The sequence below is a fragment of the Rhabdobacter roseus genome (genome assembly GCF_014202275.1).
Classification (GTDB): domain Bacteria; phylum Bacteroidota; class Bacteroidia; order Cytophagales; family Spirosomataceae; genus Rhabdobacter; species Rhabdobacter roseus.
Window position 1 is genome coordinate 55,527 of record NZ_JACHGF010000006.1, and the last position, 13,491, is coordinate 69,017.

At 52.1% G+C, this 13,491-nt stretch carries 8 protein-coding genes; 4 read left to right on the forward strand and 4 right to left on the reverse strand.

The features are described from left to right. Positions 1-16: 16 nt before the first annotated feature. The 4 genes from HNQ92_RS18305 to HNQ92_RS18320 form a co-directional block, all read right to left on the reverse strand. Complete coding sequence (locus tag HNQ92_RS18305) at positions 17-967, reverse strand: type VI secretion system baseplate subunit TssG (RefSeq protein ID WP_184175901.1); 951 nt, start codon at positions 965-967, stop codon at positions 17-19. A gap of 14 nt (positions 968-981) precedes the next feature. Next, positions 982-2,490: a hypothetical protein gene (locus HNQ92_RS18310; protein ID WP_246440405.1), complete on the reverse strand. Its 1,509-nt coding sequence runs from the start codon at positions 2,488-2,490 to the stop codon at positions 982-984. Positions 2,491-2,859: 369 nt separating this feature from the next. After that, positions 2,860-3,291, reverse strand: coding sequence for a GPW/gp25 family protein (locus HNQ92_RS18315; protein ID WP_184175905.1), 432 nt, complete (start codon positions 3,289-3,291; stop codon positions 2,860-2,862). Positions 3,292-3,302: 11 nt separating this feature from the next. After that, positions 3,303-4,226 carry a hypothetical protein gene (locus HNQ92_RS18320; protein WP_184175907.1) on the reverse strand — a complete coding sequence of 308 codons (924 nt, stop codon included), beginning with the start codon at positions 4,224-4,226 and terminating at the stop codon, positions 3,303-3,305. Positions 4,227-5,023: 797 nt separating this feature from the next. On the opposite strand from HNQ92_RS18320, the gene HNQ92_RS18325 reads away from it, so the two are divergent. The 4 genes from HNQ92_RS18325 (at position 5,024) to HNQ92_RS18340 (ending at position 13,400) form a co-directional block, all read left to right on the forward strand. Then, positions 5,024-5,296, forward strand: coding sequence for a hypothetical protein (locus HNQ92_RS18325; RefSeq protein ID WP_184175909.1), 273 nt, complete (start codon positions 5,024-5,026; stop codon positions 5,294-5,296). Between the two features lie 227 nt (positions 5,297-5,523). Next, positions 5,524-7,923 carry an ABC transporter permease gene (locus tag HNQ92_RS18330; RefSeq protein WP_184175911.1) on the forward strand — a complete coding sequence of 800 codons (2,400 nt, stop codon included), beginning with the start codon at positions 5,524-5,526 and terminating at the stop codon, positions 7,921-7,923. Between the two features lie 432 nt (positions 7,924-8,355). Then, complete coding sequence (locus HNQ92_RS18335) at positions 8,356-10,833, forward strand: ABC transporter permease (RefSeq protein ID WP_184175913.1); 2,478 nt, start codon at positions 8,356-8,358, stop codon at positions 10,831-10,833. A 131-nt stretch (positions 10,834-10,964) separates the two neighbouring features. Then, positions 10,965-13,400 carry an ABC transporter permease gene (locus HNQ92_RS18340; protein WP_184175915.1) on the forward strand — a complete coding sequence of 812 codons (2,436 nt, stop codon included), beginning with the start codon at positions 10,965-10,967 and terminating at the stop codon, positions 13,398-13,400. The last annotated feature ends 91 nt before the right edge of the window (positions 13,401-13,491 follow it).

The following is a 13,491-nucleotide window of genomic DNA, read 5'->3' on the forward strand; positions in this document are numbered from 1 at the left end:
CGTACTAGAAAATAAGTTATAGACAAGTTGTAAAATCAAGACGGCCACAATGGTCGTCGCTAGCGAGCAGGAACGTGTTTTCGAGCGATGATGTATCCAGTTCAATGTTGACGCCCGCATCCAGCGGAACCAGGTAGTCAGACAGCCACTCGACCAGCCGTTGACCGTTATTGCCCGGCAGGTAAGTTCCAACCCGTTCCTGTCGGTCGATATGCACTGTAATTTGCAACAGAGGCTCTTCGTCGCGGAGCCAGCCGTCAAACACCGAATTATTGCCCAGTTGCCATTGACCGAGTAGAGCCAGATGAGGTTTGGGGGGGGCGACCTGCCTTGGATTATGTCCTGGAGGGGCCATTTGCAGACTCACACGTTCTTCGATCAATTGCTCAAAACAGTCAGCCATAGCGGTAAGATTACCCGCTATTCGATGCATGATCGGCAGTAGATACAACAGCCGCTTGGTCTGACTAGGCGTCAGGAAATCCGGTAAGTTCCAGAATTGGCCAAGAAAATCGTCTGACGATACCGACTCTCTAGTGAAGGGCAAGGTTCGTTCTTCTTGTTCGATCCGAATGCGTTGTCTGAAAAACTCCTGCTCAATAGGTAAGAAAAAACGCCGGGCTGCTTGCTCTCGCTGGTGCTGAATCTTCATTTCGAGCAGTATAGCTTCCTTTGAGGTCGCTGTACCACCGTTGGTAGGCTGATGAAATAATCCCTCGGGCAATAAATCATAGAGACCGTTGCGATTCAAATCAATTTTTAACCATTTCTTGACGCTATGCGGCAACTCTGTCCACTCCGCCCGGTGGATGTCCCGTCCGGAGGCCCGTCCAAATGCTCCGACCGGATTCAGAATCAAGTCATCGAGCAAGATTCCCTCTTCGAGCATATCGGCTAGCACAACCTCGGCTCTCAGGTCAACCGGCAGGTGATTCAGGCGTTCAGCGTAGTAGGTTATGGGTTCCATGAGGACAAGCAGCGTTAGTGAGACAGGAGAACAACCTCAAAAGGCAAAGACGACACCGACTGAGCCTCCAAATTCAGTTGCAAGAGCCGGATCTGTTGCTCCCAGTCATTCGGGCTATAAGGGCTCGTTGCGGATGGGAGTAGCGTCACCCGTATGCACCGCTGAAAGCCATTTGTTGGTGTCGGATCTATACGGAAGGCTCGTTCCACCGTCACGGTGTGGAGGTGCGCTCCTAATTCGGCCTGACAAGCGGCGCGTACATCTTCAAGGGTGACGATCCGGCTGCGGCTCAATAAGGCCTGTTTGTAGCGCGTAATTTTCTCCGGCACTTTGGGCCGTTCACGCCCTCCGCTGGTAGCAGTCATTAAAAAACCGGAATCTTTCCGAAGCGTCGTATCGGCATAGGGACTTAGCCGCCCACCAACCGGTAATCGATTCGCGTCTTCACCATCGCAGGTCCAGTACTCGATAAACACGGTTTCACCGGGCTGCTTTGGCTTGATAACCAGGTAAGGAATGGCGTCCCGCTTTTGGGTTTTCTGAGCCACCTTTGCTTCGAGCCGGGCCAGTGCCTGATTAAGTTCCCGAATCACCGAAGCGAGGAAATCTTCGCCTAGCGCGGCAAAGGAGGCGCTCTCATCGTAGAGCAAATCCAAAAGATTGGTTAGGGCTTGACGGGCATCGCGGTCGTCGAAGCGGCTAACGCCATATTGTATGGTATACGTGTCGGCATCCAGATCAGGCAGACTGGCGAGCGGCAGGGAGGTTAGTTCCCGGTTCTGGCTGGTTCTGACCTCCCGCACGGCTAAAAAGCACCGATCTGTTTCGAGCGGGATTATATTAAGATTTTGCTGAAGACGGTAAGTAAGCCGATGGAGCCGCCGATTCACGACCGGAAAGCAATTTATCCCGCTAAATACGCCCGCCAGTGCCTGCGGATTAATGGTATGCGGTAGTTGTACCTCGACCCACCAAAGGGGCTCACGGAGTGTTCGCAGGTTTCGTTCACCAAACCATTGTTCAACGGAGGGTGGATACGTCTGGCGTTGCAAACCCACCGTTTGAAACGCGGGCGCGGCTTGTATTGTAACAAAATGTCGTTCGGATGCCGATAAGATCTGTTTTTCGACCTTGTAAATCAAATTAAATTCTTTTTCCAAAGGCGAACCCGACCCCGTGATAGTGCTGTTGTCGGCTAGGCCCGCCCGTACCGTGAGGTTCTTGCCGCCCAAGTGCCACGGACTCAGAGCCAGCAGGGGTTGGAAGGAAGTCCGGTCGGCTTCGGTCGACCAGTCGAAAAAGAAGGTAATGCCCTCAAGAGATGCAATACTATCGTCTACTTCCAGGCCCAACCATAGGGATTGGTAAGGCGCGGCTACCGGTAGGGCCTGACGCTGAGCAATAGGCGTTTTCTGGTTAGCCTCATCTACCCGAAAGAGGGTTTCGGGCGTGGCGATATACCGGACGGCCCCATTCACTACCGAATACGTACCAACGGGTGAAAAGTACATGTCCTTAGCCAATGTGGTACTGCTCGAATCGGAGCGAGTATTTCCACCGCGTTTATAATACAATTGTAGGGTTGGAGGGACGTTTGTGCTTGATTCAACCGGGCGAACCTGTGCAATGCCAAAAGCGGGCCGGGCTACATCAGGTTCAGGGTGTAGAACCTGGGCCAGTCGAGCGAGGAGCCGACTTTGGGTATTCCCAATTTCGACGGCTACTCGCTCGAACTCCACCGCACAAGCTTCGATCAATAATGCCACCAGCGGATCGAAACTGTCAAGGTCCGTTTCTGTATACCCCCACAAATCGGCCGCCCGGCGCAGCATCCGGGTTTTAACGCGCTCACGGGCGAAGCTTTCTGTAAGAAGTGTTGTAGCGGCCATAATTTATTCGGTTGATAAAGGAGCTAAAAACAAGCTGCGCTGGAACGAAAAGCGTTCGTTAGTCCGAGTCAGCAAACCATCAATCCAGATCGTTAGCCGCCGTTTAACCCGGCGATTTGTCTGGCTTAGCTCTATTTCCTGGTCCGTGAGTTCAACCCGTATTCGAACCTGCGTCAGTCGCTTTTCGTGTTCAAGTACCGATGTTTCAATGGATTGCCGGATGTCTTCTTTCCAGCGGCTGGTTGACTGGGTCACAAAATCCTCATCCCATAAGCTACACCCAAATGTTTCATCAAACCTCGACTCGGCGAAGTGGGTCGTGAGCATCAAATAAAGATTTTGGGCAATCGACTGCGGTAGCGAGCAGGTCGGGTGAGGTTTGTGACGCAGAACGTCATCCAAACGAAGCGGCAAAGCGTAGTAGGGATGGATCATAGCGATCGTCGTTAGAATCGAAATAATATACCTACGCCTATTCCTATACTGTTCATGGCTACGTTATAGCTGGCTGCCTGGTTGACATCCACCCCGTCCCTAATGGAGCTCAGGTACTCGCCCTGGTCTTTATATTCCGTGATATAGGTATAATCATTTACCAGCGCCCCGTTGCTGGTGTGGATTGAAGTACCGAGGAGTTCTCTGGGCTTGAAGGACTGGTTATAGGCAACGATCTCCGCAAAGCCCCGCAGGTTCTCGCTCAACCGAAATTGAATACCCAAAGCAGCCTGGTAACCGACAGCCAGGCTGTTCTTGGTGTACTCGGTTATGGATTCACCAAGAGTGATGATCCCCGCATTAGGTACATTTTCACTGTTTTCTACGATTTTATAATCAAGTACTGTCCCCACCACGACACCCAGGCGGTTGTAGATATAGTAAGCCGGTCGGGACAACGCTTTGAAGGTAATATTGGGAGTAAAAGACAATACCCGGAGTGTTGTTGTGCTGGTGTTGGTGTAGATATAATTACTGCCTCTATACGCATTATCGGTCTTTATAGCGGCGCCAAAAAGCATATCAGCATCAATGCCTAGGTTAATGAAGTCACTTACAATCAAGCCAATTCCTACACCTGCCCGTGGCCCGGCTCCCAAACCCTTATTATTCGTTTTGAATGCCGTAGAAGTACCCGCTGAATTGGAGGTGAAGCTAGAGGTGATTTGAGAACCCGGTGTAAGAATACCGTAGAAACCATACACCTTTAGATACACAGGAGACTCACTGATTTTGGCTATCTCCGGAGCCTTCCCGGTTGTTGCCAGGTCAGTAGATTGATTTACGGTATTGCGAGTGATTAAGGGCTGGGCTTGTGTTGCTCCCAAACTCGCTACCAGGCTAGAAAACACGTAGAGATGCCGAATCGTAATCATTTGGTTGTTGTTTATTTATCAATGTGACATTTGTACATAGCCTCGTCGCTGGCTTCGTCGCGTCTGAATTCTATCAGTATGCCGGAGGGTAGTTTTTGTCGTTTTTTTCAACTGTCTACGGTATACTGGTGTCGTTGATTTGCCAGGTCATGTACTCTGCCTTTTACCAGCATGTCATACCATTTTTGTCTTCGGGACTAGTCTTAAAATGCTTTTCCGGAATGCATGATGTTTTTACCACCGTTTTCAGGACGAAGAGGTTTCCGGCGGGCCCTGCCTGCCTCTGACTAGGGTCGTTTTCAAGTTACCAGCTGTGTTCAGAATCATCCCCATATCGAATTCTTTGAAAAGGTATAAAGTTCAGAGATTAAGTGGCGGATGGCTTGGGGCAAAACCATGGCTGCACAAGCATTACAGATAAGCCGGTGCGAGTCGATATAGTATGCGGTTTTTCATACTTTATTTTATATAGGCGTCCCGATTTATACCATCAAATTTCCTCAATTGCCCTGTACTTGTCCATAACCCTTTACACCCATTGAGCCAACGGTACTAGGAGAATCGCTCCGCTTACCGAGGGATTACCAGGCAGCTCCAATCCAAAAATTGGCCCCAACGGGCCTCTGTCCGTCTGTTCATTTCAGTACGCTTCTGTTCGATTTCGGACAAAAACACCAACCTTCATTTTTATTATATATCTGATTATGAGTGTATTATCGAAATGGGTATGGTTTTTTCTTGTAAAAACCCACAGGCATTTTTACTTTCTCCCCAATACCTCCTTTTCTGCGGCGATCATGATCCGAAATTATCTCAAAACCGCCCGGCGTAGTTTGGTACGCAACCGGAGCTATTCGGTGATTAACCTGGTGGGCCTTACGCTGGGGCTGGGCGTGGCCATTGTGCTCTTTTGGATTGTGCGTTTTGAGTACGGCTTCGATCGCTACCACGCAACGGCCGACCGACTCTACCGGGTGCGAGATCTGGATAAGTTTGGTGAGATGCAGTCGCACGTCGTGTCCATCTGGCGTGGTGGGTATTTGCCCTGGCAGGAACCTTGGCCGTTGTGATCGCCCTGCTGACGGTAAGCTCCCAGGCCATCATAGCCGCGCAGATGAACCCGGTGAAGAGTTTAAGGAGTGAGTAGCAGAGGGCAGAGGGGATTGGGCAGAGGGTAGTTTAGAGCTTATTTTAAAGTACCCCGCCATAGCAAAGTGCCCTCTGGCTAACCCCCGCCGCCCCATGTCCATAAAATACCGATTTTTTTAAAAAAAAGTACCCCTAGAAACGAAAGTCCATGATCCGAAACTACCTCAAAATTGCCTTCCGAAACCTGTGGAAAAACAAAGTTTTTTCCGCCATCAACATCGTTGGCCTGGCGATCGGCATGGCCGCCTGTATCGTCATTATGCTCTTCGTTTTTTACGAGAGAAGCTTTGATAAAATCCATAGCAAAAATCTGTATCGGCTGGACGAAGTACAGAAATTTGAAGGCATGGTGGCACCCCAAAAAGTAGCCTTGTCGATGTACCCCATGGGGCCAACTTTGAAGGAAGAGTTTCCGGAGATCCTGGATTATGTCCGGATCAGGCTGAGTACCAAAGTACCCTTTACGTACCAGCAAAAGAAAGTGGAGCTACCCCGAATCCTGTGGGTAGATCCTAACTTTTTTGAGCTGTTTGATTACAAAGTACTGGAAGGCGATAAGGCTACGCTTTTGCAAGAGCCCAATAGCATCGTACTTTCCCAGAAAAGCGCCGCCAGCCTTTTTGGTGCCGAAAACCCCATTGGCAGGTCCGTGATCCGCTATGGTCAGGATACGCTGACGTTTAAAGTGACGGGTGTGATGGAGAACGTACCCGCCAATTCACACCTGCAATTTGAATCGCTGTGCTCCTTCAGTACCATCACCGGGCCGGAAAACATGGAAAACTGGGGAGGCAATTGGCTGGTGACCTACCTGGAGTTGGCACCGGGTACCGACCGGGCCGCCTTAGAACAAAAATTCCCGGACTACCTCAAACGGCACATGAAAAATGACGGCTGGAAGTTCTATGAGCTGTTTTTACAGCCGCTGTCCGATGTCCACGCCCAGTCGGTAGACATTACGCACGACTACATCAACTACCAGAAGTTTGACCGGAGCTATACCTACGTTTTTTCTATCATTGCCATTATCGTGCTGGTGATCGCCTGCGTTAACTTTATGAATTTGTCCACGGCACGTTCAACGGGGCGGGCCAAGGAAGTAGGCATACGCAAAGCCATCGGTGCGCAGCGGTTCCAGCTATCGGTTCAGTTTATGGGCGAGTCGGTTTTACTGGCTTTTATGGCGCTGGTACTGGCGGTACTTTTGGTCAAGTTGGTTCTGCCGGGCATGAGTCAGTTCAGCCAGCGCGCGCTCGAATTTTCCATTTTTAGTAATCCGCCGTTGCTGTTAGCTACCTTGGCCGGAACGATCGTCATCGGGCTATTTTCGGGCTTGTACCCTGCGGCCTTCTTGTCGGCTTTTCAACCCATTAAAGTACTGAAGGGTACTTTGCAGATCGGTAAAAGTACCTTTCGGAGTGCTTTGGTGGTGGCGCAATTTACCAGCGCGGTCTTCCTGATTACGGCTACGGGTTTTGCCGTAAAACAACTTCATTTCATGCAAGATAAGGACCCCGGTTTTGACCGGGAGCAAGTCGTCATTATTCCGCTCGATTCCAGATCGGGCCCTAAGTACCAGTCGCTGAAAGAGGAGCTGCTTTCCAATACCTTCGTGGAAGCCGTAACCGGTTCGCAGCAGCGCCTGGGCAATAACTTTCACCAGACGGGCGTCCGGTTTCAGGGCGACGGCCCCGCCCGAGAAATGGCTGCCTCCCAAGTGATCGTCGATCCGGACTACCTTTCGTTGTACAAAATAAAACTCTTAGCCGGGCGCAATTTTAAGGACGAACCCGCCGACAACGCCCGCACGTACATCGTCAATGAAGCCCTGGCCAAGGAGTTGCTGAAAGACCAGCCGGATTCGTCCTACGAATCGTTACTCGGAAAGCGCTTCGGATTTGGGGGGATGGATTCGCTCAGTACCATCGTGGGCGTGGCTCAAGATTTCAACTTCAATTCGCTGCATCATAAGATAGAAACGCTCTGTCTTTTTAATCAAAAAGATTGGGGATACAGCGAGATGTCGGTGCGTATCAGGGGCAAAGAAACCAAGGCGACGCTGGCGGCTATACAGGCGATCTGGAACCGGCAGGTACCTGAGCAAGATTTTAGCTACTCCTTTCTGGATGAGCATTTTGCGGAGCTGTACCAGGCCGATAGCCAGGTGAGTAAGCTGGTGGGAATATTGGCCGCGCTGGCGATCTTCGTATCTTGCCTGGGGTTATTTGGTCTGGCGTCGTATTCGGCCGAGCGAAGAATAAAAGAAATTGGGGTACGAAAAGTACTGGGCGCTTCCGTAACGGGTATCGTGTCCCTGCTCTCCAGAGATTTTATGAGGCTGGTGATTCTTTCCATCCTCATTGCCACGCCCGTGGCCTGGTGGGCCATCACTACCTGGCTGCAGCAGTTTGCCTACCGCATCACCACCGAATGGTGGGTCTTTGTCGTGGCGGGATTTATGGCCGTTGCGGTAGCGCTACTCACCATCAGCTTCCAGGCCCTTAAAGCCGCGCTGATGGACCCCGTCAAGAGCCTGCGGAGTGAATAGTTTTGGGCATAGAGCCTTGGGACATAGGGTTTGGTAAGGGTACTTTTCAGCAAAGTACCCTTGCACCGCGCCCTTTCTCGGGCGGAGAAAGGGCCGGGGATTACGCCATGGGACTGCCCCAATTCCATGGGGTCAATTAGAGGTACCTACTCACGAAAAAAGGAGACCACTGCCCACTGCTCCGTACCCACTGCCACAAAGTACCCTGTTCGGAGGCGTACAAAAACTGTTCATTTTCGGACGATTTTGATACTTTGCTAATAGATAAACAATTGGCGATCAGTGGTTAATTGATCCTGGCATAGCGTTGGTAGTACATTGCACGGCGGGTAGTTTTTAGGGGCTATGTGGGAGGTACTTTTAGGAATCCATTCCTGAAAGTACCTCTGCTCCCATGTCAACAAGTACCCAGGTTATTAACGCTCAAAAGCTATGCTCCAAAACTACCTCAAGATCGCCTTTCGTCACTTCCGGCGACAAGCTTTCTTCTCGCTCATCAACGTATCCGGGCTGGCCGTGGGCCTGGCGGCCTGCTGGCTCATTGGGCTGTACGTTTTTCACGAGAAAAATTACGATACCTTCTTGCCTTATTCGGATCGGGTTTGCGCAGTGGCCTTCGACATCAAAATGGGCGACCAGGAGGCCTTCACTACCAACACACCGCCGCCCGTCGGGGCGCGGCTGGTAGAGGATTTTCCCGAAATAGAAATGGCCGCCCGTACCTTCAATCTGGGCAGTGTGGTGGTACAACGGGAAGCCATGAATGGCAAGGTACCCCTTACTTTCAATGAATACAACACCGCGATGGCCGCCGACACGGCTTTTCTGGAGCTATTCGGTTTCCCGATGGTAGCGGGCGACCCCCGCACCGCCCTCGACAAACCCGGCAGCGTAGTGCTGACGGAGAGCATGGCTCGGAAGTACTTTGGCGACCAAGCTGCGCTAGGGCAGTCTTTGAAACTGAACAACTACCCCTACCAGGTAACGGGAATCGTGCAGGAGTTACCCACCAATTCCACGGTGCAGTTTGGATTTCTGGCATCTATGGCCAACTTCTCGGTGGTAGAACGATTTTCGTGGAGTTGGATCTGGCTACAGGTCGATACCTGGGTGCGGCTGCGCCAACCCGCCACCGAGCCTACGCTGGCTGCTTTGGAAAATAAATTTCCGACGATGGTACGTACCTACGCGCCTGCTGCCTACGCGCGAATAGGGCAGGATTTGGAAGAGCAGTTCAAAAAAGGTGACCGCCTTGATGTAAAACTTCTTCCCCTCGAAAAGCTGCATTTGAACTACACGGGGCTTATTTCACGCCTGAACACCCTCGGCGACGGACAACAAGTCGGGATGTTTGCCATCATTGGTGGTTTAATTCTGCTCCTGGCCTGCGTCAATTTTATGAATCTCAGCACGGCCCGCTCCATGCAGCGGGCGCAGGAGGTAGGGGTACGTAAGGCGCTGGGCTCACAGCGGAGCGCGCTAGTGGCGCAATTTCTGGTCGAGTCGCTGCTGTTGAGCCTAGCGGCCATGCTCCTGGCTGCCTTACTAACGAGCGCAGTGCTTCCTTTTTACAATAATCTGACGGGGCTCGCACTATTTCCCAGTGATCTTTTTTCGCCGAAAATTCTCGGTTTTGTCACGCTACTACCCATTATAACAGGCTTGCTAGGGGGGCTTTACCCGGCTTTTTATTTGTCACGATTTAAGGCCATCGAGATGTTTAAGTCCGTTGGCGCGCGGGTGAGGGGTGGGCTTGTATCGGTGCGCAGCGGGCTCGTCGTGTTTCAGTTCACGGTTTCCATCGTGCTCATGCTGGGTTCGATCGTGGTGTTTCGGCAGTTGGAATTTGCCCAAAAGCAATCGCCCGGCCTGAATCGTGAACATGTACTGGTGGTCGAAAATGTACGCCACCTTGCCACGCCTTCGATGCGGGAGGATTTCAGGCAGCAACTGGCCAGCCTGCCCGAAGCATTGGACGCTACACATGCTACATTTTTACCTTCTTTGGGTAGTTTTGGCGACTTTTATGAGCCGGAACAAGGCGACGAAGAAAATGCTGTCGTCTCCAGCATCCCTATTGGCTCTTACCTGACCGACGCAGATTTTGTGCCTACCCTGGGTATCGAAATCCTGGCTGGGCGCAACTTTCGCCCCCATTCGGTCAGCGATTCGGCCTCTGTTATCCTGAACGAAACGGCGGTCAGGGCGATTGGCTGGAAAGATCCGATCGGAAAATGGCTCCGCTATCCGGGTAATGCCAACCAACGTTTTCAGGTGGTCGGGGTTATGCGTGATTTTAACGATGCTTCGGTACGTACCGTGATCGAACCCATGGCGCTATTTCACGAAGCATCTAAGACCTACCAGACTTGGGGCTCGTACATGGCCCTGCGACTGCGTGCTGGTACTGAGAAACAGGCCGTTGAAAAAATCGCTGCTTTGTGGAATAAAGCCGTGCCGGAAGTACCCTTCGATTATGATTTTTTGGACGCTACCTTCGCCAGACTCTACCGTTCTGAGGCCCGGATGAGCACCGTTCTAAACATCCTTACCGGGCTGGCTCTATTCATTGGCTGTCTGGGGCTGTTTGCGCTGGCGGCTTATACCGCCGAAAGTCGCATCAAGGAGATCGGTGTGCGTAAGGTACTTGGCGCGAGCGTGGCCAGTATTGTCTCGCTGCTTTCTACGGATTTTCTTAAACTCGTTGTGGTGGCTATTGTCATCGCTACGCCCATCGCCTGGTACATCATGAACACCTGGCTGGCGGATTTTACCTATAAAATTGACTTAGAATGGTGGTACTTTGCCGGGGCTGGCGGGCTGGCCGTGGGTATTGCGCTGCTCACCATCAGCTTCCAGGCCATCAAAGCCGCGCTGATGAACCCGGTGGAGTCGCTGCGCAGCGAGTGACTAGGATAGAGCAGTGGGCGTGGGGCATAGGGTAGTTTAGAGTTGAAAGTGTAAAGTACCCCAAAGTACCCTCTGCCCTTATCCCTCCGCCCCATGCTCAAAAAAGTACCTTATAAAAAACAACTACAGCCATGATCCGCAACTACCTCAAAATTGCCCGGCGGAATCTTTTGAAAAACAAGATGAATACCGCCATTAACATCATCGGGCTATCCATTGGCATGGCCTGCTGCATTCTGATCGTGATGTACGTCGTCGATGAGCGCAGCTACGACCGCTACTGGCCCAACGGCGAGCGTATCTACCGAGTGGCGCTGGAACGCAAGTACCCCGACCGCGTGGCGAAGTACGCCATCATCCCAGATTCTTACGCCTCCGTACTGAAACGAGACATTCCGGGCGTGGAGGAGGTGGTGCGGCTTTTTACCCTCACTCGCAACGCACCGGCGGTATTCAAGTACCAGGGGCGGGTCTTTGAAGAAAGCAACGTACTGGCGGCGGACTCCACCTTCTTCGAGGTGTTCCAAACGGCGCTTATCCGCGGTAACCCAGATCAGGTACTCAACCGACCCAATACGGTGGTACTAACCCAGCAAACGGCCCGCCGACTCTTTGGTAAGGCCAATCCAGTAGGTAAGGTGATTGAGCTCGTGCAGGGACCAAAACTAGAGGTTACGGGTGTTTGCGCTGACTTGCCCCCCAATATCCACTTTACTTTTGACTTTCTGCTGTCGACGGTGGCCCAACCGAATGCGGCCCAACCCGAAAATTTCATCAGTTTTTCGGCTACGACCTACCTGCGGCTCAAACCCGAGGTTCAACCTAAAACCGTGCAGGCGCAGTTTCCGACGCTGGTCGAGAAATACGCTGCCGGACAGGTACAGCGAAACTTTGGCGTGTCGTACAAAGAGTACCTCAAAGCGGGCAGCGGCTACTTTTATTTCCTGCAACCGTTGCGGGGTATTCACCTGAATTCTCATCTTGAAGATGAACTGGGTAGCAACGGGAGTCAGACGTTGGTGACGATTTTCTCGCTCATCGCCATGTTCGTGCTTTTGATTGCCGCCATTAATTTTATGAACCTGGCCACCGCACGCTCGGCCGAACGGGCGCGCGAGGTAGGCATTCGCAAATCGCTCGGCTCCACGAAAAGCCAGTTGGCGATGCAGTTCCTGACCGAATCGGTGCTGCTGAGTCTCTTTAGTTTCGGGATTGCGGTGTTACTAGTAGCGGGTCTGTTGCCTTACTTCAACGATCTGGCGGGCAAGGAACTTTCCCTGTCGTTTCTGGCGGGCTGGCGTCTGCCCGCTTTTTTGTTGCTGGCGGGGGGCATTGGTTTGCTGGCGGGTAGCTATCCGGCGGGTGTACTGGCGGCTTTTGAGCCGATCAAAGTTTTGAAAGGTAAATTTTCGGCTACCCGGCAGGGGTACCTGCTCCGCAATGGGCTGGTGGTTTTCCAGTTTGCCATTTCGGTGGCTCTGATTGTGTGCACGCTGGTGGTGTTCCGGCAAATGCACTATATCCAGACCAAAGAACTAGGTTTTAACAAAGAGGCGGTCATTACCATCCAGGGCGCAGGATTCCTGAATAAGAACACGCGGGCTTTCAAGGAAGAAGCCAGCCAACTGGCCGGTGTGAAGCAGGTAGGTGGCACCAGCTCGACGCCGGATGCTCAGAATTTTTTCGGCATTACCTTTCGGAGGCCTGCCGAAACCGAAACCGTTACGGGTCGGGCGATGGTGATTGATGACGAGTACTTGGCCTCGATGGGTATGACTATGCTTACCGGACGGTCGTTTTCCCGCGATTTCAACGATTCGCTGTCGGTGATTCTGAACGAGGAGGCTGTCCGCGAGTTGGGCCTGACCGACCCCATTGGCAAGCAAGTAAAAAGTCCCGATACCTTCGGGGCGGCCCAAGCTGAGCTAACCTACACGGTGGTGGGGGTAGTAAAAAACTTCCATTTCGCTTCACTGCACCAGCGTATTACGCCCCTCTTCATTCTGCACGACAAAGTGTTCAATGGATTCAATAATCAAATCGTCATGCGGTTCAGCGCTCCGAATCCCCAGGCCGCCATCACCCAAACAGAAGCGCTCTGGAAAAGGTACCTGCCCGATCAGCCTTTCCACTATTCGTTTTTGGATACCGACTGGAACCGGCTGTACCAGTCCGAACAAGTTTCGGAACGGATTTTCAGTCTGTTCTCTCTATTGGCCATCTTCATCGCCTGCATGGGACTACTGGGCCTGGTCATCTACGTGATCCAGCAGCGCGTGAAGGAAATCGGCATCCGCAAGGTACTGGGTGCGAGTGTCACCAGCATCGTCGCGTTACTTTCCAAAGATTTTCTCAAACTGGTACTCATCGCTATCCTGATAGCCACGCCCGTGGCCTGGTACGCCATGAGCCGGTGGCTGGCTGATTTTGCCTATAAAATCGAGCTCGAATGGTGGATTTTTGCTTTGGCGGGCGCGCTGGCAGTGGGTATTGCGCTGCTTACAGTGAGTTTCCAAGCCATCAAAGCAGCGTTGATGAACCCGCTGGAGTCTTTGCGTAGTGAGTAAATAGCCTGGAAGGGTAAGGGGGATTCGTTCGGTAGCTTTTCTACCGTTGACGCCATGAGGTACCCCAGGCAGCGGCGCGAACAACGCGTTT